Below are 23,413 nucleotides of genomic sequence, written 5' to 3'. Positions count from 1 at the left end.
GTCTTTTCAGGCTAGAAGCGGCTTATAGGCAAATGTTTTTGCAAACGGAACCCCATAAATCACGGAATCGACAGGAATTCGGACCGGCCTTTGGAAGCCTATCGCCTGGCAGGTATCACAAGCGTGCGAATCTCGCCCCCAAAAGCAGGATTGGCGATCGCTTCCGGTGTCTGTTCGAGCGTGATCCGGCGGGAGATCAGTGGCCCAACCTTGATCGCACCCGAGGCAATGAGATCGACGGCGCGCTGATGGGTGAACGGGTTGAGGAAGGAACTGACGAGGTTCACCTCGCGAAACAGCAGGTCGAAGGGTTCGATCTCGATTCTTGCGCCTTGCGGCATGACGCCGAGGATGACGGCAGTACCGCCGCGTTTGGCAAGTTTCGGCGCCTGCACCATGGTTTCCGGCACGCCGGCGCATTCGAAGACGATATCGGTGCCGCCGGGCAGCAATCCATCCGCGCCGGTGATTCCGCTGACGACATCCGCCCGTGACGGATCGAAGGTGGCTGTGGCACCGAGGCTTTCGGCAAGTACCCGTTTTTCGGCATTGCGGGTGACAAGGAGAATACGTGTCGCGCCGGCAAGCCGGGCAAGCTGGATGGTCAGCAGGCCGATCACCCCGCCGCCGAGCACGATGACGGAGGTGCCGGTCTTTATATTGGCGAGATCGACGCCGTGCAGGCAGCAGGCGAGCGGCTCGCAAAAGGCGCCGTGCAGCGCATCGAGCTCGAGCGGCAGTTCAAAAGCCTGTTTCTGCGGGAGGATGACATAATCGGCAAAACCACCATCGTGGTGGATGCCGATCGCCTGCAGGTTCCGGCAGAGATTGACGCGGCCATCGTGGCATTGCTCACAGCGGCCGCAGGCGATGTTGGGATCACCCGTCACACGCATGCCGGGACGAAAGCCGATGACGTCGGGGCCGACGGCTTCGATGATGCCGGTAAATTCGTGGCCGAGCGTCACCGGTGGATGGGAAGGGAATTCGCCGAGGAACAGATGCCGGTCGGTGCCGCAGATGCCGCAGGCTTCGATGCGGACAAGCAGGTCGTCCGGTCCGGGAATGGGCTTTTCGACCTCGCGCAGGAACAGTTTTCCCGTCGCTTCCAGGCGCACGGCTTTCATCGGCATGATCCTCCAAGTCTCCTCGCCATCAGGAAGCGGGAAAGCGGGAGTCGCGTCAAGCATTTACCGGCATTTCTTCAGCCGAAGCGGCGGCGTGCTTCCTCGGCAAAACTGCGACTGACCGGGACCTGCGTGCCGTCGCGGGTGAGGATGAGGATCTTGCCGTTGTCGCGTTTCAGGGCTTCGACATGAGCGTCCGCCACCCAATGCGACCTATGCACCTGAAGTCCCGGCGTTGCGCCGATCTCCCGGAGCGCATCGGAAAAGCGCAGCAGCACCAGTTCGCGGCCGCGGCTGGTGACGACCTCGGTATAATGATCCTGCACGGAAAGGCGCAGCAAGGCGCCGCGATTGTGCGGCTTCAGCCGGTCGAGGATCGATGTTGATGGGGGTATCTCTGCTGTTGCCTGTTCGATCTGGCGATGCATCGTGAGATAGGTCAGGAAGCAGAAGAGTGCACAGAGCGGCAGCGCGAAGACGGCCCTGTAGAGGCCGCTCCCAAGCGAGACCGGATCGCCGATGAAGGCATAGTCGACGAGACCGATCGCAAAGCCGATCGGCAGGGCTGCGATCAGCGAGCCGATCATCATGCGCCAGAACATCCGGTTCAGCACCTTGCGCAGCAGGCCGTCGGCCAGCACCGAAAACAGGATGGCGATCGACCATGCGACGGCATGCAGGATCAGCCAATAGGCGAGGCGCTTACCGGCCGGCATGCTGTCCATCGTACCGTAGGGACCGGTCACTACAAAGATCAGGACAACGGCGAGGAAAGTTCCCCAGAAGCGCGAAGAGCGCCAGAAGAGCTGCAATTCGCGAAGCGTGGATTGCAAGGATGGGTGATCCACGAAGTTTCCTCGCCGTTTACGCCATCTTTGTTGAGAGGAAATGCAGTCATGCCGGAAACAAGGGGCGATTTCAACCGGAGCCGACCATGACCCTCGAGCCACTGTTCAATGCACCTTTTGCCATTCGGATCCACGTCCTCGCCGTTATCCCGGCAGCAATCCTTGGCGCCTATCTGATCGCCCGGCCGAAGGGCACGCCAAGGCACCGGCTACTCGGCAAGATCTGGATGGCGCTGATGGTCATGACGGCGCTCTCGAGCTTCTTCATTCACCAGATCAATCTGTTTTATGGCTTCAGTCCGATCCACCTTCTTTCCATCGCGGTGCTGGCTGGAAGCTGGCGGGCCATAGTGGCTGCGCGGCGGCACGATATCCGCGGTCACAAGCGGGCAGTGCTCGGCATGTATTTCGGCGGCATCGTCGTTGCTGGCCTTGCCACGCTGCTACCGGGCCGGTTGATGAGTGCCGTCGCCTTCTCCGGCAACAGCTGGCTGGCCGCAGCGATGCTCGGGCTGGTCGCCGCTGCGATCGTTGGCGCCATCCGATTTCGGCCGCGCCGCAGCCGGGCGGCGTGATGAGGCGGCTGGAATTTGCCTTCGCACCGGATATATAACTGACTCCTGAGAGCATGCACGGGCGCATCGCCGGGGGAGATCGAAGATGGAATGGAAAGGCCGGCGTCAGTCCGACAATGTCGAGGATCGCCGCGGCGATCCATCCGGTGGTATGGGACGCAATCCATTCGGCCGCGGCGGCGGCTTCAGCTTTCCATCGGGCGGCGGCGTTGGCCGTCGCGGCGGCGGGCTCAGCATCGGCACAATCATCTTCCTCGTCGTCATCTACCTGATCTTCAAGGCGATGGGCATCGACCTGATGCAGGTGATGGAAGGCGGCGGCTCGACGGGCGGGGGTGGCTACACGCAAAGCGAATCCTCCTCGCAGGCTCCGGCAAATGACGAGATGACCGCTTTCGTGCGCACGGTTCTTGCTGAAACCGAAGATACCTGGCACGGCATCTTCCAGTCGCAGGGCAAGGACTATGAGGAGCCGCGCCTCGTTCTGTTCTCCGGACAGACGCAGTCGGCCTGCGGATTTGCATCCGCCGCGACCGGGCCGTTCTATTGCCCTGGCGATCACAAGGTCTATCTCGATACGGCCTTCTTCCAGCAGCTTTCCGACCAGTTCGGCGCATCCGGCGATTTCGCCGAAGCCTATGTGGTTGCCCACGAGGTCGGCCATCATGTGCAGAACCTGCTCGGAATCCTGCCGAAATTCAATCAGGCGCGCCAGAGCATGAGCGAGGCCGATGCCAACAAGATGTCGGTCCGGGTTGAACTGCAGGCGGATTGCTTCGCCGGCATCTGGGGCAAGTATACGCAGCAGAAGGGTATTCTCGAGGCCGGCGATCTGGAGGAGGCGCTGAACGCGGCGCAGCAGATCGGCGACGATACGCTGCAGAAGCGCTCGCAGGGCTATGTTGTTCCAGAAAGCTTCAACCACGGTACGTCGGCGCAGCGCATGCGGTGGTTCAAGCGTGGTTTCGACAGCGGGCAGCTTTCGGCCTGCGATACGTTCTCCAACCCGATTTGATCAGGAGATCCGGCACCCGGCGTTCAGTGCAGGGTGCCGGCAGTGCGATAACTTACTTTTCGCTGTCCATATGCTTGAGCTGGGCTTCCGGATAACGGGCGCCCTTGGCGGCACCCTTCGGCACGGCGCGTTCGATGGCGGAAAGATCGTCAGAAGTCAGTTCCACCGCACGGGAGCCGAGCGCTTCCGTCAGGCGATCACGACGGCGGGCGCCGATAAGCGGCACGATATCCTTGCCCTGTGCCGCCACCCAGGCGATGGCGACCTGGGCGACCGAGGCGCCCTTGAGTGTGGCGATCTTTCTGAGTTCTTCGACCAGAGCAAGGTTCTCGTCGACATTGCCGTCCTGGAAGCGGGGGCTGACGGCGCGGAAATCGCCGGCGGCCTGCTGCCCCTTCTGCCAGTGGCCGCTGATGAGGCCACGCGACAGCACGCCATAGGCGGTGATTGAAATGCCGAGCTCGCGGGTCACCGGCAGGATTTCGTCTTCGATGCCGCGGGAGATCAGCGAATATTCGATCTGCAGGTCGGCAATCGGTGCAACGGCAGCGGCCCGGCGGATCGTATCGGCGCCGACTTCCGAGAGACCGACATGGCGGACATAACCCGCCTTGATGAGATCGGCAATCGCACCGACCGTGTCCTCGATCTGCACGTTCGGATCGAGGCGGGCAGGGCGGTAGATGTCGATGTAATCGACGCCGAGGCGCTGCAGCGTGTAGGCGAGGAAGTTCTTTATGGCGATCGGACGGGCGTCATAGCCGTTCCAGCCATTCGCGGGATCGCGCAGCGCGCCGAACTTGACGCTGATGACGACGTTTTCGCGCTTGCGGCCCTTGAGCGCCTCGCCGATCAGCATTTCATTATGGCCCATGCCGTAGAAATCGCCGGTGTCGAGCAGGTTGATGCCCGCATCGAGCGCGGCATGAATGGTGGCAATGCTCTCAGCGCGGTCAGACGGGCCGTACATGCCCGACATGCCCATGCAGCCGAGGCCGATGACCGAGACTTCCGGGCCAGTCTTTCCCAAACGATAGGTCTGCATCTTCTTCTCCTTCAGCGACGCCTGGTGGCGTCTTCGGATGCCGTTTTACCGCAGCCGGGTTTGTGCGATAATCCGGATAGTCTCGAACAGGCCGTACGGAAAAATGCACAATGGATGATCTTCCCCTCAGTGATCTGGATGCCTTCGCCGCAATTGCAAGGGAGCGGAGTTTCCGCTCGGCGGCCCGCAAGCGCGGGGTTTCGGCGTCGTCCCTGAGCGATTCGCTGCGGCGGCTGGAAGAACGGCTCGGTGTCCGGCTTCTGAACCGCACGACGCGCTCTGTTACGCCGACGGCGGCGGGCGAGAGATTGCTCGAAAAGCTTTCGCCGGCGCTTTCGGAAGTGGCGGCTGCGCTCGGCCAACTCGACAGTTTTCGCGACAATCCGGTGGGCACGCTCAGGCTGAATGTACCGAGCATTGTCGTAAAGCTTTTCATGGCTGATCTCGCAGTGCGGTTTCTGGCGCTTTACCCGCAGATCACGCTTGAGATCATCGCCGAGGATACATTTATAGATGTGCTGGCCGCCGGTTTTGATGCCGGTGTTCGATACGACGAGAGGCTGGAACGCGACATGATCGCGGTGCCGATCGGTCCACGCAGGCAGCGCTATGTGACGGCGGCCGCTCCCGCCTATCTTGAGCGGCGCGGCGTGCCGCAGCATCCGCGGGATCTGCTGGAGCATAGCTGCATCCGCCATCGCTTTCTAAGCGGAGCCTCGCTCCCCTGGGAATTCGAACGTGGAGAAGAGGTATTGGTCATCGCGCCGTCAGGTCCCGTCATCGCCAACGCGGTTGATATGGAAATCGAGGCGGCGCTCGCCGGGCTCGGCGTTGTCAGAACTTTCGAGGAACTGGTTGTGCCCGGCATCGCGGATGGCCGCCTGATGCCGATCCTGAGCGAATGGGATAGCGAATTTTCCGGCCCGTTCCTCTATTATCCAAGCCGCCATCACATGCCCGCGCCGCTGCGGGCTTTTGTGGATTTTGTGCGGATGGAGCAGCGAAAAAGCGCCTGAACCATCTATTTCAGCGGAGTTGTCATCAAGAACATTGAAATGTTCACGTATTGTTTCGGTCGCTGCAATGAGCTATGTCACATCTTCGGCGACGAGATCGTCTTTCCAGAAAATGTCGACTGTAGAGATGCTTCATGCTTGATCCGAAATTCGTTCGCCGCGGCCTTTTCCTGGTCTTCATCATCCTTTTTCTGGATGTTATCGGCATTGCCATCATCATGCCGGTCCTGCCTGTCTATCTCGAGCAATTGACCGGCGGCACGGTCAGCGATGCGGCGGTCGATGGCGGCTGGCTCATGCTCATTTATTCGCTGATGCAGTTCCTGTTTGCGCCGCTGCTCGGAAACCTGAGCGACCGTTTCGGGCGCCGCCCGATCCTGCTGCTGTCGGTGCTGACCTTCGCCTTCGACAATTTCATCTGCGCTGTCGCTACCAGCTACTGGATGCTCTTCGTCGGTCGCGTGCTTGCCGGCATCAGTGGCGGCAGTTTCGCCACCTGCTCGGCCTATATCGCCGATATCAGCAATGACGAGAACCGTGCGAAGAATTTCGGCCTGATCGGTATCGCCTTTGGCGTTGGTTTCACTGTCGGTCCGGTCCTTGGCGGATTTCTTGGCGAGTTCGGGCCGCGCGTGCCGTTCTACGGTGCGGCCGCACTTTCCTTCGTCAATTTCATCGCAGCCTGTTTCCTGCTGCCGGAAACGCTTGATACAAAGAACCGCCGCAGCTTCGAGTGGAAACGCTCAAACCCGCTCGGTGCCTTGCGGCAGATGCGACACTATCCCGGCATCGGTTGGGTCTGCCTCGTGATGTTCCTGTTTTTCCTCGCCCATGCCGTTTATCCTTCGGTCTGGTCCTTCGTCACGACCTTCCGATACGGATGGAGCGAAGGGCAGATCGGCCTCTCGCTCGGCATCTACGGCATTGGTGCCGCATTGGTCATGGGGCTCGTGCTGCCGCGCGTCGTGCCTGTTCTCGGTGAATGGAAGACGGCGCTACTCGGCCTGTGTTTCTCGATGACAGCCCTCACAGGCTATGCCTTCGCCTGGGAAGGCTGGGTCGTCTACACGGTGATCGTGCTGACAGTCATGGAAAATGTTGCCGATCCGCCATTGCGCAGCATCGCCGCCGGCAAGGTGCCGCCCTCGGCGCAGGGCGAGTTGCAAGGCGCGCTCACCAGCATCAGCAGCATTACGACGATCATCGGCCCGCTGATCTTCACGCAGATGTTCGGCTATTTCACCAAGCCGGACGCGCCGGTCACCTTCGCCGGTGCGCCCTTTCTCCTCGCAGCATTTTTCATTCTCGTCTCTGCAGTTGTATTCCTGACGCGAGTGAGGAGATCGAAGGCGCCGGCTGGAGTCTTCAACGCGGCGGAATGATCCATCAAAAACAGTGAAGCTGTGATGAATTTTTCAGCATCTGCCTGTTTTGGGGTGGTTCTTTGCGCCGCTTTGCTCTAAGCCGGCATGATATTTTGCCGCCCTGCGGCCGTTAACGATTCAATCTCAGGAATAGTGTCATGGACACGCCGATCGACGTGCGCACCATCGCGCCTGCAGCAGACAACCGCTGGTCTGCGCATATCCGCGCCACGCTGATGCTCGGCGTGCCGCTGATCGGTGCGCAACTGGCGCAATTCGGCATCGGCATGACCGACGTGATGATCGTCGGCCAGCTCGGTGCCGAAAACCTCGCGGCCATGGTACTTTCCGCGCAGTTCCTGTTTACGATCCTGATCTTCGGCTCGGGCTTTGCCATCGCCGTCATCCCGATGGTGGCGCATGCCTATGGCAGCGGCGACGTGGTGACGGTGCGCCGGTCGCTGCGCATGGGGATCTGGGTAGTCATCTGCTACTGGCTGCTGATGCAGCCGGCCTTCTTCAATTCCGAGGCGATCCTGCGGTATTTCGGGCAGAAGCCTGAGGTCGCGAAGCTCGCGCACGGCTATATCATCATCGGTCAGTTCGGCGTGCTGCCGGGCCTGCTCTACAATGTCATGCGCGCGCTCGTCAGCGCCATCGGCAAAGCCGGTGTCATTCTCCAGGTCACCATCGCCATGCTGGTGCTGAATGCGATTGGCGCTTATATCCTGGTGCTCGGTCATTTCGGCCTGCCGGTCATGGGGCTTGAAGGCGCTGCGATCGTCTCCGTCGCGGTGCAGACGGCCGGTTTCCTCTTCATCCTGTCCTATGTGCAGGGCAGGGAGGAGACGCGGCGCTACGAGATTTTCGTTCGTTTCTGGAAGCCGGACTGGCATGCTTTCTTCGAGGTCATCCGCTTGGGCTTGCCGATCAGCATCACCATCCTCGCCGAAGTCAGTTTGTTCACGGCCGCCTCGCTGCTGATGGGCCATATCGGCACGATCGAGCTTGCCGCGCATGGCATCGCTCTGCAGTGGGCGTCGATGGCCTTCATGATTCCGCTCGGCCTCGGTCAGGCGGCAACCGTGCGCGTCGGTGTCGCGCACGGGCAGGGCGATCATGCCGGGCTGGTGCGGGCGGCGATTACGGTGCTGATCATCGCCAGTATCGCCGCCATCATCGGCAGCATCATTTTTGCGACCATACCGCAACTTCTGGGACGCCTGTTTCTCGATGTCAGCCTGCCGGAGGCGCCGCAGGTGCTGGCCTATGCCGGTCCGCTGATCGTCATTGCTGGTCTCTTCCAGTTTGTCGACGGCCTGCAGGCAATCGCCAGCGGTTTGCTGCGCGGGTTGAAGGATGCGCGCGTGCCGATGATCATGGCGCTGATCGCCTATTGGCCGATCGGCTTCTTCCTCGCCTGGGCCTTTGCCTTCCCGCTCGGTTTCGGCGGCCTCGGCATCTGGTTCGGCTTCCTCGTCGGGCTTGCGGCCGCTGCCGCCATGCTCTGTGCGCGCTTCTATATTCTCGTTCGCCGGGAGGGGGCAACGGCCGGCGCCTGAGCCGGCCGTCCTGGTATCAGGCGGCCACGGGCTTGTAGCTGGCGATATCGGCGCGAATGCCGAGACGTGCAAACATTTCCTGCGGGTCGAAATTGGCGGCCTTATGGGCTGCCGCAACAACAGCCCGCACGCGCTCGACGACATCGGCGCTTTCCCATTCGGCGACTGTCACGAAATTGAATTCGCCGGGACCGGCAACCTGTTCCAGCACCGTATGATTGATGAAGCCGTCCTGCGCCTCCAGCACCTTATGGGTCATCATCACGTTGACAAGAAATTCCTCGCGCGCCGCTGCCGGCACGATGAATTTGTCTATCCTGTAGAAAGCTCCGCTCATCCAGTTTTCTCCTGCATCTGATGTTGGCAGGCAGTTCTGTAATTCCTCAAGTTAAGTTGAGGTCAATATGCGGGCAAAGAAAAAGGCCCGCCTGAGCGAGCCTCGATCTGATGTCAGCGTTCGGCGAGCGCCGGTTCACCCTTCTTCTCGCGCACCATGTTGACGAAGCGGCGGAAGAGATAGTGGCTGTCCTGCGGGCCGGGTGATGCTTCCGGATGGTGCTGGACGGAGAAGACCGATTTGCCGAGAACGCGCAGGCCGCAATTGGTACCGTCGAACAGCGATACGTGAGTCTCCTCAACACCTTCGGGCAGCGACTTCGTGTCGACTGCGAAGCCGTGGTTCATGGAGACGATCTCGACCTTGCCGGTCGTGTGGTCCTTCACCGGATGGTTTGCGCCGTGGTGACCTTGATGCATCTTCTCGGTCTTGGCGCCGAGAGCGAGGCCAAGCATCTGGTGGCCGAGGCAGATGCCGAAGACGGGTATATCGGTGCTGATCAGTTCCTTGATGACGGGCACGGCATATTCGCCTGTCGCGGCCGGATCGCCCGGGCCGTTCGACAGGAAGATACCGTCCGGCTGCAGGGCGAGTACGTCCTCAGCGCTGGTCGTTGCCGGCATGACGGTGACCTTGCAGTCGAGGCCGGCAAAAAGGCGCAGGATGTTTCGCTTCACGCCGTAATCCAGGCAGACGACATGATACTTGCTGTCAGAGGCGCCGAGTTCGCCATAACCTTCATTCCAGATCCAGGGGGTCTGCGACCACTGCGAGGACTGGCCGGAGGAGGCGATCTTGGCGAGGTCGAGGCCTTCGAGGCCGCTCCAGGCCTTTGCTTCCGCCTTCAGCGCATCGATGTCGAAAGTGCCCGCGGGATCATGGGCGATGACAGCGTTCGGCGAGCCGTTCTCGCGGATCCAGGCCGTCAGCGCGCGGGTGTCGATGCCGCAAAGGCCGATGATGCCGCGGGCCTTTAGCCAGGCATCGAGATGCTTGATGGCACGATAGTTCGAGGGCTCGGTGATGTCGGCCTTGAAGATCACGCCGACCGCGCCGTGGCGCGCTGCCGGCGTCAGGTCTTCAATGTCTTCCTCGTTCGTGCCGATATTGCCGATATGGGGGAAGGTGAAGGTGACGATCTGGCCGAGATAGGAGGGGTCGGTGAGGATTTCCTCGTAACCGGTCAGCGCCGTATTGAAGACCGCCTCGGCCTGGACCTTGCCGGTTGCCCCGATGCCCTTGCCTTCGATGACGGTGCCGTCGGCAAGAACGAGCAGGGCGGTCGGCTTTTCGGTTGTCCAGGGTGCTGTCGCGGTCATCTTCATCCCGTTTCCGGCGGGCTCTTGCGTTCGGGTAACGCTGGCCGGCCATTTGATCTCGCAGGCGCAGGCGCGCGGCTTTTGCCGCGTTTGACGCCTGATCACGAATTTTGGTGCAGGTGGCGGTAAATAGCCACGCTCTCTGCCTAGGTCAATCTTTGTACCGCAGATTGCGGCACTTTTCCTGCTGATATTGGCGGGATTCTCGCAATTTATTTGATCCCATGCATCAGCGTGGTTTATGAAAGCGCCATTTTAAAAGGAGTAGTGACATGCTGCGCGATCAACTCACCACCCAGCTCAAAGAGGCCATGAAGGCGAAGAAGATGGATCGTCTCGGCACTATCCGTCTCATTCAGGCTGCGATCAAGGATCGCGACATCGCCAATCGCGGCGCCGGCAAGGAAGAGGCGGGCGACGATGAAGTGCTGCAGATCCTCGCCAAGATGGTGAAGCAGCGCGATGAGTCGGCGAAGATCTACGAAGAGAATGCCCGTCCGGAACTTGCCGAAAAGGAACGCGCCGAAATCGCCGTCATCCAGGATTTTCTGCCGAAGCAGCTTTCCGACGATGAAGTGCGCGCCAATATCGCCGCCATCATCAAGGACGTCGGCGCCGAAGGTCCGAAGGACATGGGCAAGATCATGGCTGCTCTCAAAGAGCGTTATGCCGGCCAGATGGACTTTGCCAAGGCTTCCGGCACGGTCAAAGAGCTGCTGAAATAAGACGTCTCGCCTGCGGTTGTTCTTCGACCGCAGGCCCAAGCACTTGCTCGGCGGCGGCGTCTATGATGGCGAATTTCGCCGCCTGATAATTCCAGTATTCAAGCACGAAACCGCGGGAGAGCCAGAAATCGCCCTTTCTCGGGGGCTCGGTCCAGCCCACGCTTCCCATATTCGCCGCCTGGGTGAGCAAGCGCTTCAGGTGCGTGTTGGAGATCATGAACTGATCGCGGATCTCGCGCAGCGACAGTGGGCCGACGACGACGTGGTCGGTAGAATGCGGAAAGCCCGGCAGGCGCGAAATCAGATAGTCCATCACAAGGCCGCCGGAATTGGCCCAGTTGAAGAGATTGAAAGTGGCGCCGGGATTGCGGACAGCTTCGGTCTCGATGATCTTTCTGGCGATGAGCGGCTGAAGGCTGGCGATCAATGTGGGATCGGCCGTCAGATTTTCCGCACGGCGGCCGCCGTCGAGGCTATCCAGAATCATCAGGTGGGCGACCAGCCATTTGGTGAAATGCTGTTCGGCCGTTTCCGTCGGTTCGAGAAAGCGGGTGCGCTTGTCTTCGCCCGGAGCGGAACGTAGAAACCGATAGGCCAGCATTTCCTGTACGAAGGCGGCTGCGGTGTTGCGGCTGGCGATCTTGTTCTGGACGGCGAAATCGATGAACCGGCCAGAATAAAGGCCGCGCTTCTCATCGCCTGGATAGCCGTAATAGAGAGCGAAGCCCGCATGCGCCATTAGCCAGCGCTGTTGTGCGGCGAATATCGATGCAATACGCGGGCTCTCGCGGTAAATTGCGAGCATTTGATTGGCACAATGAAGAATTGCAGCAAGAAAATTATCGTCGGCTGCAAGTTTTTCTGCGGTGTAGGCCATAGCGCTGTCCAGGAGTTTTGCGCATTCATTTGCCACGCCTATTGGAAGTGTCAATGCTTTTGTATTTTGGGAGTTAACCGGCAAGGTTAAACGCAACAAAGTCGCAACGCCGGGGCTGAGCATTTCAGGTTTCTCCGAAAGACTGAAATGTCCAGTGTATTTGTCTTAACGCAATTTCGGATGCAAGCCGTTGCGCACTTTCCTGGAATTGCCCAAAAAATAAGAAGGCAGGAGCTGGGGGCGCTCCTGCCTTCTTGCTCTTTGCTTCCGTCAGCGACGCAGGGTTTAAACCCAAGCCGGCGGGTATTTGCAAAGGCACCCTTGCGAGGCGGCGCCGGGGGTAGGGATGGTGCCTCGCTTGGGGATCGCTTTGTTGAGACCGAACTTATGGCCAGGCCCCGGCTTATTCAAATTACAAAAATATAATAATCCCGGATTCGGCCTTCCGGGCTGTGAATATGGAGGCGCGCAGCGCTCCTCCGAGCGGGAAGTGAAAACTGGCCGAATCTTCTATAACAGATTGTTTTTACGTGCTCTTTCTAAAGAAAGATTTTCGCGGAGTGGATGATGCCGGTGTCTCGAAAATTGAGATATGTCAAAAATGTCGCACCCTCTGCGTGGCCCCGATAACGCTTTGTTGAGTGGCGTTTGCCGAGATTTTTGACAGGGTTGCCGGCCCTGTGAAAAGCGGGATTTAAGGCAGAAGTTTCGTGGCGCAGCGTGGCAAAGCTGCTTATATGGAGGTTCTGCAAGAGGTAGAGATGCGCTTTTCACCCACCTTCCTGGACGATATCCGTGACCGCGTTCCCATATCGAACGTGATTGCGCGGCGCGTGAACTGGGACAAGCGCAAGACCAACGTGTCGCGTGGCGACTATTGGGCCTGCTGCCCCTTCCACGGCGAGAAGTCGCCAAGCTTCCATTGCGAGGACCGCAAGGGTCGTTACCATTGCTTCGGCTGCGGGGTGACCGGCGATCATTTCCGCTTTCTGACCGAGCTTGAGGGCCTGAGCTTCCCCGAAGCCGTGCAGACGATCGCAGATATGGCCGGCGTGCCGATGCCGGTTGCCGATCCGCAAATGGAAAAGCGGGAGAAGGAGCGCACTTCGCTTCTCGACGTCATGGAAATGGCGACGCAGTTCTTTCAGGATCAGTTGCAGACGGCCAATGGCGCCAGGGCGCGCGCCTATCTGCGCGACCGCGGGCTGACGGGCCGCACGATCGAGACCTTCAGGCTCGGGTTTGCGCCTGACAGCCGCAATGCGCTGAAGGAATTTTTGGCCGGCAAGGGTGTCACCAAGGAGCAGATCGAGGCGTGCGGCCTGGTGGTGCATGAAAACGTGCCGGTCTCCTATGACCGGTTCCGAGACCGCATCATGTTCCCGATCCTTTCCTCTCGCGAGAAGGTCATCGCCTTCGGTGGACGCGCCATGTCGCCGGATGCGCCGGCGAAATATCTCAATTCCAACGAGACAGAGCTCTTCCATAAGGGCAATGTGCTCTACAATTTCGCTCGTGCGCGCCGCGCGATGCAGGGCGCGAACGGCGAGGGCACGATCATCGCCGTCGAAGGCTATATGGATGTCATCGCGCTGCATCAGGCCGGCGTCGAAAATGCTGTCGCACCACTCGGCACGGCACTGACCGAAAACCAGCTTGATCTGCTCTGGAAGATGACATCGCAGCCGGTGCTCTGCTTCGATGGCGACGGTGCCGGTATCCGCGCCGCCAATCGCGCCGCCGATCTGGCGCTGCCGCATCTGAAGCCGGGGCGTAGCGTGCGTTTCGCGCTGCTGCCCGATGGCAAGGATCCCGACGATCTCGTGAAGCACGAGGGCAGGGCGCCCTTCGACAAGGTCATGGCGCAGGCCAAGCCGCTCTCGGAAATGCTGTGGGATCGCGAGGCGCGGAGCGGCAAGTTCGACACGCCGGAAGCGCGCGCCGAACTGGAAGCGCGGCTGAGACAGCTCGTGGCCGTCATTGCCGACGAAAATGTGCGCCGCCATTACCAGCAGGATATGCGCGATCGCCTGAACAGCTTCTTCCAGCCGCAATTCCAGAACCGCGGCGGTGGCGAGCGGCGCAATTTTGGTGGTGGCAATGGTGGCGGCAGTTTTCGGGGTCAGAAGGGTGGCGCTCCGGCGGGACCCCGAACCCCGGTCGCCGCGTCGGATCGTCTGGCTCGCTCGGGTCTCGTGCGCGGCCATCAGGACAATGCGGCGCTCAGGGAATGCGTGCTGGCCCTGACGGTCATCAATCACCCCTCGCTGATGCTCGACGATTACGATGAGATTGCCGCGATCGACTATGACAATCGCGACCTGCAGAAGCTCTGGTCGGCGATGCTGGGGGCGGCGGCCGTCGTTGCCGGGCCGCATCTGACGCGTGATTATCTGATGGAATGCCTCGATGTTGCGGGGTTCGGCCCGCTCCTGAAAAACCTCGATCAGCAGGTGCGCAATGCGCGGCTCTGGACGGCGACCGAGGCGGCGGCGATGGAGGATGCCCGCGAGGGCTATCGTCAGGCGCTTGCCTTCCACAAGCGCGCCAAGGATCTGCGCTGGCAGAAGATCGAGTTGGAGCGCGATATCGCGCAGGCGACGGAGGCCGGTGACGATTCCGAGATCGACCGGTTGATGCGCGCGTCCCAGGAAGTGCATTTCGAGGCGCTGCGGCTCGAAAACCAGGAAGCCATCATCGATGGCTTCGGTGTGCTCTCCGGTCGCGTCAAGGGCGCTGCGAGCCACTGATGCCGCAGACCGAACGCGACGAACCACCATTCTCGGCCTCCGGTGCCCTGTTTGCAGGCACGGCGCAGCCGCTCGACGTGCTGAAACGCGTCTATGGCTATTCGGCCTTTCGCGGCAGGCAGCAGGAAGTGGTCGAGCATGTCGTCGCCGGCGGCGATGCCGTCGTGCTCTTCCCGACCGGGGCCGGCAAATCGCTCTGCTTCCAGATCCCCGCCCTTTGCCGCCAGGGTCTCGGCATCGTCGTCTCGCCGCTGATTGCGCTGATGCGTGATCAGGTGGAAGCGATGAAGCAGCTCGGCATTCGCGCCGCAGCGCTCAATTCCTCGATATCGCGCGAGGAATATGTCGCGATCCGCCGCGGCATTTCCTCCGGCGATCTCGACCTGCTCTATGTCACCCCGGAACGTATCCTTATGGATGGTTTCCGCGAGCTGATCGGTAATGCGAAGATCGCGCTGTTTGCGATCGACGAAGCGCATTGCGTCTCGCAATGGGGCCATGATTTCCGGCCGGAATATCGCGAGCTCGGCAAGCTCACCGAGCAATATCCCGGCGTGCCGCGCATCGCGCTGACGGCTACCGCCGATCCGCACACGCGCGAGGACATTATCGAGCGGCTGATGCTCGACAATGCCGCGGTTTTCACGACGAGCTTCGACCGGCCGAATATTTCCTATGAGATCGTCGAGCGAGATCAGCCGCGCCAGCAGCTCCTGCGCTTTCTCTCCGGCCACAAGGGCAATAGCGGCATCGTCTATTGCCTGTCGCGTGCCAAGGTGGAGGACACGGCAGACTGGCTGAACACGCAGGGCATCCGGGCGCTGCCCTATCACGCAGGTATGGACCGGGCGCTGCGTGACGCCAACCAGGATGCCTTCCTGAAGGAAGAAGAACTCTGCCTTGTCGCGACTGTCGCCTTCGGTATGGGCATCGATAAGCCGAATGTGCGGTATGTCGCCCATCTCGATCTGCCGGGCTCGGTCGAGGCCTATTATCAGGAGACAGGCCGCGCGGGACGTGACGGCCTGCCGTCCGAGGTATGGATGGCCTATGGCATGGCCGATGTCATCCAGCGCCGGCGGATGATCGATGAGGGCAATGCGGCCGACGAGATCAAGCGTATCGAACGCGGCAAGCTGAATGCGCTGCTGGCGATCTGCGAGACGGCATCCTGCCGGCGGCAGGCGATCCTGGCGCATTTCGGCGAAGCGCATGGCGGCAAATGCGGCAGTTGCGATACCTGCCTGAAGCCGGTCGAGACCTGGGATGGAACGGAGGCGGCGATCAAGGCGCTGGCGGCAGTCTATCGCACCGGTGAACGTTTTGGCGCCGGTCATGTCATCGATGTGCTCGTCGGTAATGTCAACGAGAAGACCGAGCGCTTCCGCCATGTCGATATGCCGGTCTTCGGTGTCGGCAAGGATATTCCAGTTCGGACCTGGCAGTCCGTTTGCCGCCAGCTTATGGCCATGGGGCTGATCCGCGTCGATCACGAGGCTTTCGGAGCCCTGAAGCTGGAGCCGGAGTCGCGTGCCGTCTTCAAGCGCGAGCGCGAGGTCTTTTTCCGCAAGGATCGCGCGCCCTCCGAGCGCCGGGCGAAAAAGACCGAGCGCGCGGAGCGCAGGACGGGGCTTTCGGGTGCGGACGGCGCGCTCTTCGAAGCGCTCAGGGCCGAGCGCATGTCGATTGCTAAGTCGCTCGGCGTGCCGCCCTATGTCGTCTTCCCGGATACGACGCTGATCGCCTTCGCCACCGAGCGGCCGCGCAGCCGCAAGGAACTGCTCGGCATTTCCGGCGTCGGCCAATCCAAGCTCGAGCGCTACGGCGACGCCTTTCTGGATATCATTCTCTCCCACGACGAATAACGTGGCTGTACGGATCTTCCGCTGCAAGCGATGCGGAAATCTGCTAAGGTTCCTCAGGAGTTTGGGGGAACTTACATGGCGCAGTTCAATAGAGCAGTGGCGTCACTGCCCGGACGCGAGCGGATTGCCAGGCATCCGCATGGCGGGCAAGTGTTCATTCATGCAACGGCGGAGGAAACGGCCGGCGCTTACGGCATCTGGGAAACCTTCTCGGCGCCCGGCACCGGCCCTTCACGGCATATGCATACCCGCGAGACGGAGGTCTTTCGCGTCATTGAGGGAAGTTACCGCTTCTGGTGCGGAAACGAGATGATCGAGGCGCCGGTCGGCTCCGTGGTCGTGCTGCCGCCGAATGTGCCGCATCACTGGCGCAATGTCGGCGACAGCATGGGGCGGATGATGGGTTTCGTCACACCGGGTGGTTTCGAGCATTTCTTCGTGGAACTCGAACGGGCTGAGGCCGCGACACCAGAAACGATCCTGCCGATCCAGCATAGGTTCGGCCTTGTGGAGATCGGCGACGGTCCTGATCCCTAAATATCAGATCCTCGAGAGGGCGATCAGGCGAGATCGGTATGGAGGAAATCGCTGCCTTTGTAGAGAAGGCGCGTTTTCAGTGCTTTGGCACAGGCATAGGCAAAACAATCGCCGAAATTCAGATCCGCCGGATGACCAACGACTTTTCCGTAGTGCATGCTTGCAGACAGAGCACCTTCGCCGATCTCATGTGAGATCGAAATCTCGTCAAGAACCAGATCTTCGGCGAATGCATCGATCGCTTGGGCCGCTGCCTTTAGGAGTTCGGGTGTCGTCTTCCTGCCCGCCGGCGTCTTCTGCCGTGCGAGTGCCTGGATGGCTACGAAGCGGACAAGGGGCGAGATGTGCATGGCGGGATCGCCCGATGCCGCCAAACTCTTCTCAAGCTCTTCATGGCCGGGCTATCGAGCAAGGATGGCGACGATTGCCGATGCGTCGATGAACATCAGCTACCCCACATCTCGTCGCTAAATTTCTTCATGTCGAACGACGGATCATTTGGCCCCATCGCATCCGCCAGCGATTTTGCACGCGCAAGGCGTTCACGCAACGGCCGGCTTTGCCGTGCGCGCGCAAGCTCATGATGGAGCGCCGTTCGCACAGCGTCGGTTTTTGTCGCAGCCTTGGTCAAACGCTGTAGCTCAGTTGCAAGCTCGTCGACTTCGGCGTCCCGAATATAAAGCGCCATGATGATATTCCTTTTGCATATGCGAATATCATTCTTGAATATTCATTTCGATATCTGTGCCGGCGGATCGTCGGCTGCGAAAATATTTTCGTACCGGATCAGCGACATGCGCACTCGCTTTGTGCTAATTGCAACCCCCATCGGAGGACGTTTTTGGGATAAGGGCGTATACAATGACAAAAGCATTTCTCTCCCACCTGCAGTCGGAGCTTGCCTCGCTCAAGGATGCCGGCCTCTACAAGTCCGAACGCGTTATCACATCGAAGCAGGCCGGCGAAATCGCCGTTGCCTCTGGCGAGCGCGTGCTGAATTTCTGCGCCAACAACTATCTCGGCCTTGCCAATAACGAGGAACTGGCGGAAGCCGGCAAGAAGGCGCTCGACCGTTATGGCTACGGCATGGCGTCCGTGCGTTTCATCTGCGGCACGCAGGAAGAGCACAAGCAGCTTGAAGCGCGCATCTCTTCCTTCCTCGGCATGGAAGATACGATCCTCTATTCCTCCTGCTTCGATGCCAATGGCGGCCTGTTCGAGGCGCTGCTCGGTGAGGAAGATGCGATCATCTCCGATGCGCTGAACCATGCCTCGATTATCGACGGCGTGCGCCTCTCCAAAGCCAAGCGTTTCCGCTACGCCAACAACGACATGGCGGCGCTGGAAGAGGAATTGAAGAAGGCCGAAGGCAGCCGTTTCAAGCTGATTGCGACCGACGGCGTCTTCTCGATGGATGGCATCATCGCCAATCTGCAGGGCGTGTGCGATCTCGCCGAGAAATATGGTGCCATGGTCATGGTGGATGACAGCCACGCCGTCGGGTTTGTCGGCAGGCATGGTCGCGGTTCGCCGGAATATTGCGGCGTCGAGGGCCGGGTCGATATCGTCACCGGCACCCTCGGTAAGGCGCTTGGCGGCGCATCCGGCGGCTATACGTCGGCAAAGGCTGAAATCGTCGAGTGGTTGCGGCAGCGCTCGCGCCCCTATCTTTTCTCCAACACGCTGGCGCCAGTCATCGCGGCCGCATCGCTGAAGGTTTTCGACCTCATCGACAACGGCGATGCGCTGCGCGAGCGGCTGTCGGCCAATGCGTCGCTCTTCCGCGCCGAAATGACCAAGCTTGGCTTTACGCTCGCAGGCGAGGGGCATGCGATCATCCCCGTCATGCTGGGAGATGCGAAGCTTGCGCAGGATATGGCGGCACTGATGCTGGAAAAGGGCGTCTATGTGATCGGCTTCTCCTTCCCCGTCGTGCCGAAGGGGCAGGCACGCATCCGCACGCAGATGTCGGCCGCGCATTCGAAGGCGGATGTGGAGCGGGCGATTGCGGCCTTTGCCGGAGCCGGCCGTGAACTCGGCGTGATTTGAAGAGCAGTTGACGGTGTGCCATGAGGCCCCCTCATCCGCCCTTTTGGGCACCTTCTCCCCGCTGGGGAGAAGGGGAGGGTTGGCCTCGGCGAAAGCCAAAGGGAAAAGCGATGTCCAACATGATGAAAGCACTGGTCAAGGCCAAGCCTGAAGTCGGCCTCTGGATGGAACATGTGCCGGTGCCGGAAGTCGGCCCGAACGACGTGCTGATCCGGGTGAAGAAATCGGCAATCTGCGGAACGGACGTGCATATCTGGAACTGGGACCAGTGGGCGCAGAAGACCATTCCGGTGCCGATGGTGGTTGGCCACGAATTCTCCGGCGAAATTGCCGAGATCGGTTCTGCCGTCACCAAATATCGCGTCGGCGAACGCGTCTCAGGCGAAGGCCATATCGTCTGCGGCAAATGCCGCAACTGCCGCGGGGGCAGGGGGCATCTCTGCCGCAACACGCTCGGCGTCGGCGTCAACCGCCCAGGCTCCTTCGGCGAATTCGTCTGCATTCCGGAAGCCAATGTCGTCGCCATTCCCGATGATATTCCCGATGAGATCGCGGCGATCTTCGATCCGTTCGGCAATGCCGTTCACACCGCGCTTTCCTTCGATCTCGTCGGCGAGGACGTGCTGGTGACGGGTGCGGGGCCGATCGGCATCATGGGCGCGCTCGTTGCCAAGCGCTCCGGCGCGCGCAAGGTGGTTATCACCGACATCAACCCGCATCGTCTCGATCTCGCCCGCAAGCTCGGCATCGACCACGTCGTGGACGCCTCGAAGGAAAATCTTGCCGACGTGATGAAGTCGATCGGTATGACCGAAGGCTTCGACGTCGGCCTCGAAATGTCGGGCGCCGCACCTGCCTTCCGCGACATGATCGACAAGATGAACAATGGCGGTAAGATCGCCATCCTCGGCATTGCGCCCGCCGGCTTCGAGATCGACTGGAACAAGGTCATCTTCAAGATGCTGAACCTCAAGGGCATCTATGGCCGCGAGATGTTCGAGACCTGGTACAAGATGATTGCCTTCGTGCAGGGTGGCCTCGACCTGTCGCCGCTTATCACCCACCGCATCAAGATCGACGATTTCCGCGATGGCTTCGAGGCGATGCGCTCGGGCAATTCCGGCAAGGTCGTGATGGACTGGATGTGAGGCGAGGCAGATATGACGGCCCGTCGCGGCAAGGCGGCAGCTTAGGGCGCAATCTCTATAGGCGTATGATCGGGGACGCGCGCCCAGATATCCCGCATCTCCTGGTCGGTGACGGCAATGCACCCATCCGTCCAATCCCAGAGCCGGTGCATAGTCTGAAGGAAGCCCCAGCCATTAGGGAGCCCATGGATCATGATATCGCCACCGGGAGAATAGCCCTTCGCTTCGGCATTCAGCCGATCGGCCGGGCTGGGATAGGAAATATGCAGACTGAGATGCGCCATGGATCTGGGATTTCGCCAGTCGATTTCGTAGCGCCCCTCGGGCGTTTTCTCATCACCTTCCCGTTGTTTCGGCCCCTCGTCGGCAGTGCTTCCAAGGGAGATCCGGTAGGTCGAAAGGGGAGTATCGCCTCTGAAGAGAACCATGCGACGATCAGATTTATAAACGCGGATGAGGTCAGCCTGCTGTTCCAGCGGCGCGTCCGGAGGCGGGGAGCCTGAGCCGATCTTCGCCATCACTTTCGTATAAGCGAAAAAGCTGACTGCGATCGCAGCCAGAAGGATCAACCTGTTTCTCGTCATGATCCTTGCCACCGGGATTCCCCATAATCGTGTATGGTTTGTTTTTTTAGCTCATGTTGGCTATTTGCGAAGAATCTATGGCGTACAGTCGGAATGATCTGCGGCACTTCCGGTGTTTATTCAAAAGCCCTTGTCTTTTCCCGGTGACATACTAGATAAGCATCGCAATCGCTGGCGCGGTTCAAAGCCTGTGGATAAGGCTTTTTCCGGGTTTTCGGTGGCTTTTTTTCTGGAAAAGCTTGACGAGAACAAATTTTGTGGGAATCACCGTTCCACTTGAGCGGTGAACTGGGTCAAGGCGGATCGCACAACCATGGCCGGAAATCCAATGGCAATGAAGATTTGCTGTCCGATGCCGGCGATCGTGGTTAATCAGGCTTTAAATGTCATCCCGTTAGGTGGGTATAGGTGATTCGAGGCCGGCGCGCACGCCAGAGCCACGAGGCGGCCATTCACCGCAGCGAGTATGAATAGCGTCAGGAAGGCGACGATATAAATGGCAACGAAGGTCAAAGAGAACGAAGAAGCGGAAGTCGAACGCGACGGCGCAAGCGACGGCCCTCTTCTCGATCTTTCCGATGACGCGGTCAAGAAGATGATCAAGGCCGCCAAGAAGCGCGGCTATGTGACAATGGACGAGCTCAATGCCGTCCTGCCTTCCGAAGAAGTGACGTCCGAACAGATCGAAGACACGATGGCGATGCTGTCGGACATGGGCATTAACGTCATCGAGGATGAAGAGGCTGAGGAAGCCGGCGCTTCCGGTGGCGATGACGACGACAGCTCTGATAATGACGACAGCGAAGGCGGCGAACTTGCGCCTTCCGGCGGCACCGCGCTTGCGACCGCCAAGAAGAAAGAACCGACAGACCGTACCGACGACCCGGTGCGCATGTATCTGCGCGAAATGGGTTCCGTCGAGCTTCTGTCGCGCGAAGGCGAAATCGCCATCGCAAAGCGCATCGAGGCCGGCCGCGAAACGATGATCGCAGGCCTCTGTGAGAGCCCGCTGACGTTCCAGGCGCTGATCATCTGGCGCGACGAATTGAACGAAGGCACCACACTGCTGCGCGAGATCATCGATCTCGAAACCACCTATTCCGGTCCGGAAGCCAAGGCTGCCCCGCAGTTCCAGAGCCCCGAGAAGATCGAGGCTGACCGCAAGGCTGCCGAAGAGAAGGAAAGGACCCGGCGTTCGCGTTCCGGTGACGACGACATTACCGATGTCGGCGGCGAAGGCATGCCTCCCGAAGAGGAAGAAGAGGACGAGGACGAATCCAACCTCTCGCTCGCCGCGATGGAAGCCGAACTGCGTCCGCAGGTCATGGAAACGCTCGACATCATCGCCGAGACCTACAAGAAGCTGCGCAAGCTGCAGGACCAGCAGGTCGAGCAGCGCCTTGCCGCCACCGGTACCTTGTCTTCCGCCCAGGAGCGCCGCTACAAGGAGCTCAAGGACGAGCTGATCAAGGCCGTCAAGTCGCTGTCGCTCAACCAGAACCGCATCGACGCGCTGGTCGAGCAGCTCTACGACATCAACAAGCGCCTCGTGCAGAACGAAGGCCGCCTGCTGCGTCTGGCCGAATCCTACGGCGTCAAGCGCGATAGCTTCCTGGAACAGTATCAGGGTGCCGAGCTCGATCCGAACTGGATGAAGTCGATCGGCAATCTGGCCGCCCGCGGCTGGAAGGAATTCGCCAAGAGCGAAAACACCACGATCCGCGACATCCGCCAGGAGATCCAGAATCTCGCAACGGAAACCGGCATCTCGATCTCGGAATTCCGCCGCATCGTGCACATGGTGCAGAAGGGCGAGCGCGAAGCGCGCATCGCCAAGAAGGAAATGGTCGAAGCGAACCTTCGCCTCGTCATCTCCATCGCCAAGAAGTACACGAACCGCGGCCTGCAGTTCCTCGACCTCATTCAGGAAGGCAATATCGGCCTGATGAAGGCGGTCGATAAGTTCGAATACCGCCGCGGCTACAAGTTCTCGACCTATGCGACGTGGTGGATTCGTCAGGCGATCACCCGCTCGATCGCCGATCAGGCCCGCACGATCCGTATTCCGGTGCACATGATCGAAACGATCAACAAGATCGTTCGTACCTCGCGCCAGATGCTGCATGAAATCGGCCGCGAGCCGACGCCGGAAGAGCTGGCCGAAAAGCTTGCCATGCCGCTCGAAAAGGTCCGAAAGGTCCTGAAGATCGCCAAGGAGCCGATCTCTCTCGAAACCCCCGTGGGCGACGAAGAGGATTCGCATCTCGGCGATTTCATCGAGGACAAGAACGCGCTCTTGCCGATCGATGCGGCTATCCAGGCGAACCTGCGCGAGACGACGACCCGCGTTCTGGCATCGCTGACGCCGCGCGAGGAGCGTGTGCTGCGCATGCGCTTCGGCATCGGCATGAACACCGACCACACGCTTGAAGAAGTCGGCCAGCAGTTCTCGGTCACCCGCGAACGTATCCGCCAGATCGAGGCGAAGGCGTTGCGCAAGCTCAAGCATCCGAGCCGCTCCAGAAAGCTGCGTTCGTTCCTCGACAGCTAAAGCTTCGACGACGATCGAAATCAGAACCCGGTCAGCCTTGCTGGCCGGGTTTTTCTTCGTCCACAAGGGCGGACTGGATTAGCCCATTGGGACATATCTAGCCCGATTGATGGTTCCCG

General features: G+C 60.2%; 21 protein-coding genes. 12 read left to right on the top strand and 9 right to left on the bottom strand.

The window, feature by feature from the left end:
• Positions 1 to 98 precede the first annotated feature (98 nt).
• Both FHT82_RS14150 and FHT82_RS14145 read right to left on the bottom strand, forming a co-directional pair.
• Entirely contained in the window at positions 99 to 1,127 is a 1,029-nt protein-coding gene (locus tag FHT82_RS14150; protein ID WP_183732743.1) for a zinc-dependent alcohol dehydrogenase family protein, read from the bottom strand.
• 77 nt (positions 1,128 to 1,204) lie between these two features.
• Positions 1,205 to 1,975, bottom strand: coding sequence for a LytTR family DNA-binding domain-containing protein (locus tag FHT82_RS14145; protein ID WP_183731419.1), 771 nt, complete (start codon positions 1,973 to 1,975; stop codon positions 1,205 to 1,207).
• Between the two features lie 86 nt (positions 1,976 to 2,061).
• Between FHT82_RS14145 and FHT82_RS14140 the strand changes: the two genes are divergently transcribed.
• Both FHT82_RS14140 and FHT82_RS14135 read left to right on the top strand, forming a co-directional pair.
• The gene (locus FHT82_RS14140) at positions 2,062 to 2,550 is read left to right on the top strand and encodes a DUF2306 domain-containing protein (protein ID WP_183731417.1); all 489 of its coding nucleotides are present in this window, start codon (positions 2,062 to 2,064) and stop codon (positions 2,548 to 2,550) included.
• Between the two features lie 85 nt (positions 2,551 to 2,635).
• Entirely contained in the window at positions 2,636 to 3,565 is a 930-nt protein-coding gene (locus tag FHT82_RS14135) for a neutral zinc metallopeptidase (RefSeq protein WP_183731414.1), read from the top strand.
• 52 nt (positions 3,566 to 3,617) lie between these two features.
• Here the strand turns inward: FHT82_RS14135 and FHT82_RS14130 are convergent, their stop codons facing one another.
• Entirely contained in the window at positions 3,618 to 4,610 is a 993-nt protein-coding gene (locus tag FHT82_RS14130; protein ID WP_183731411.1) for an aldo/keto reductase, read from the bottom strand.
• A 110-nt stretch (positions 4,611 to 4,720) separates the two neighbouring features.
• On the opposite strand from FHT82_RS14130, the gene FHT82_RS14125 reads away from it, so the two are divergent.
• The 3 genes from FHT82_RS14125 to FHT82_RS14115 all read left to right on the top strand — a co-directional run bounded on the left by FHT82_RS14125 (position 4,721) and on the right by FHT82_RS14115 (position 8,552).
• A complete protein-coding gene (locus FHT82_RS14125) occupies positions 4,721 to 5,626 on the top strand; it encodes a LysR family transcriptional regulator (protein ID WP_183731408.1) in 906 nt (301 codons plus the stop codon).
• 134 nt (positions 5,627 to 5,760) lie between these two features.
• On the top strand, positions 5,761 to 7,008 hold the full coding sequence (locus tag FHT82_RS14120; protein ID WP_183731405.1) for a TCR/Tet family MFS transporter: 1,248 nt from the start codon (positions 5,761 to 5,763) through the stop codon (positions 7,006 to 7,008).
• 140 nt (positions 7,009 to 7,148) lie between these two features.
• Entirely contained in the window at positions 7,149 to 8,552 is a 1,404-nt protein-coding gene (locus FHT82_RS14115) for an MATE family efflux transporter (RefSeq protein ID WP_183731403.1), read from the top strand.
• Positions 8,553 to 8,568: 16 nt separating this feature from the next.
• Here FHT82_RS14115 and FHT82_RS14110 read toward each other — a convergent pair whose 3' ends face one another.
• Both FHT82_RS14110 and carA read right to left on the bottom strand, forming a co-directional pair.
• Positions 8,569 to 8,889, bottom strand: a complete 321-nt coding sequence (locus FHT82_RS14110; RefSeq protein WP_183731400.1) for an antibiotic biosynthesis monooxygenase — start codon at positions 8,887 to 8,889, stop codon at positions 8,569 to 8,571.
• A 113-nt stretch (positions 8,890 to 9,002) separates the two neighbouring features.
• Complete coding sequence (gene carA / locus FHT82_RS14105; RefSeq protein WP_183732740.1) at positions 9,003 to 10,208, bottom strand: glutamine-hydrolyzing carbamoyl-phosphate synthase small subunit; 1,206 nt, start codon at positions 10,206 to 10,208, stop codon at positions 9,003 to 9,005.
• Positions 10,209 to 10,480: 272 nt separating this feature from the next.
• On the opposite strand from carA, the gene FHT82_RS14100 reads away from it, so the two are divergent.
• Positions 10,481 to 10,933 carry a GatB/YqeY domain-containing protein gene (locus FHT82_RS14100; protein ID WP_183731396.1) on the top strand — a complete coding sequence of 151 codons (453 nt, stop codon included), beginning with the start codon at positions 10,481 to 10,483 and terminating at the stop codon, positions 10,931 to 10,933.
• On the opposite strand, the gene FHT82_RS14095 is transcribed toward FHT82_RS14100, so the two are convergent.
• Positions 10,914 to 11,810 carry a hypothetical protein gene (locus FHT82_RS14095; protein ID WP_183732726.1) on the bottom strand — a complete coding sequence of 299 codons (897 nt, stop codon included), beginning with the start codon at positions 11,808 to 11,810 and terminating at the stop codon, positions 10,914 to 10,916. The two genes, FHT82_RS14100 and FHT82_RS14095, sit on opposite strands and share 20 nt — an antisense overlap.
• Positions 11,811 to 12,571: 761 nt before the next feature.
• Here FHT82_RS14095 and dnaG point away from each other — a divergent pair.
• The 3 genes from dnaG to FHT82_RS14080 all read left to right on the top strand — a co-directional run bounded on the left by dnaG (position 12,572) and on the right by FHT82_RS14080 (position 16,962).
• Entirely contained in the window at positions 12,572 to 14,560 is a 1,989-nt protein-coding gene (dnaG, locus tag FHT82_RS14090) for a DNA primase (protein WP_183731393.1), read from the top strand.
• Complete coding sequence (gene recQ, locus FHT82_RS14085) at positions 14,560 to 16,425, top strand: DNA helicase RecQ (protein ID WP_183731390.1); 1,866 nt, start codon at positions 14,560 to 14,562, stop codon at positions 16,423 to 16,425. The genes dnaG and recQ overlap by 1 nt, the downstream gene beginning before the upstream one ends.
• Before the next feature lie 75 nt (positions 16,426 to 16,500).
• Complete coding sequence (locus tag FHT82_RS14080) at positions 16,501 to 16,962, top strand: cupin domain-containing protein (RefSeq protein WP_183731387.1); 462 nt, start codon at positions 16,501 to 16,503, stop codon at positions 16,960 to 16,962.
• Between the two features lie 23 nt (positions 16,963 to 16,985).
• On the opposite strand, the gene FHT82_RS14075 is transcribed toward FHT82_RS14080, so the two are convergent.
• Complete coding sequence (locus tag FHT82_RS14075) at positions 16,986 to 17,312, bottom strand: VapC toxin family PIN domain ribonuclease (protein ID WP_348647608.1); 327 nt, start codon at positions 17,310 to 17,312, stop codon at positions 16,986 to 16,988.
• Between the two features lie 95 nt (positions 17,313 to 17,407).
• On the bottom strand, positions 17,408 to 17,650 hold the full coding sequence (locus FHT82_RS14070) for a type II toxin-antitoxin system VapB family antitoxin (RefSeq protein WP_183731385.1): 243 nt from the start codon (positions 17,648 to 17,650) through the stop codon (positions 17,408 to 17,410).
• Positions 17,651 to 17,823: 173 nt separating this feature from the next.
• On the opposite strand from FHT82_RS14070, the gene FHT82_RS14065 reads away from it, so the two are divergent.
• Positions 17,824 to 19,011 carry a glycine C-acetyltransferase gene (locus FHT82_RS14065; protein WP_183731382.1) on the top strand — a complete coding sequence of 396 codons (1,188 nt, stop codon included), beginning with the start codon at positions 17,824 to 17,826 and terminating at the stop codon, positions 19,009 to 19,011.
• A 110-nt stretch (positions 19,012 to 19,121) separates the two neighbouring features.
• Complete coding sequence (gene tdh, locus FHT82_RS14060; RefSeq protein WP_183731379.1) at positions 19,122 to 20,159, top strand: L-threonine 3-dehydrogenase; 1,038 nt, start codon at positions 19,122 to 19,124, stop codon at positions 20,157 to 20,159.
• 41 nt (positions 20,160 to 20,200) lie between these two features.
• Here the strand turns inward: tdh and FHT82_RS14055 are convergent, their stop codons facing one another.
• Complete coding sequence (locus FHT82_RS14055; protein ID WP_183731376.1) at positions 20,201 to 20,743, bottom strand: L,D-transpeptidase family protein; 543 nt, start codon at positions 20,741 to 20,743, stop codon at positions 20,201 to 20,203.
• Between the two features lie 496 nt (positions 20,744 to 21,239).
• Here FHT82_RS14055 and rpoD point away from each other — a divergent pair, with 496 nt between their 5' ends.
• Positions 21,240 to 23,294 carry an RNA polymerase sigma factor RpoD gene (gene rpoD / locus FHT82_RS14050; protein WP_183731373.1) on the top strand — a complete coding sequence of 685 codons (2,055 nt, stop codon included), beginning with the start codon at positions 21,240 to 21,242 and terminating at the stop codon, positions 23,292 to 23,294.
• The last annotated feature ends 119 nt before the right edge of the window (positions 23,295 to 23,413 follow it).

This window comes from Rhizobium sp. BK275, assembly GCF_014193555.1.
GTDB lineage: Bacteria > Pseudomonadota > Alphaproteobacteria > Rhizobiales > Rhizobiaceae > Rhizobium.
Note: the sequence above shows the minus strand (reverse complement) of the source record. Positions and strands in the feature narration are given on the sequence as shown.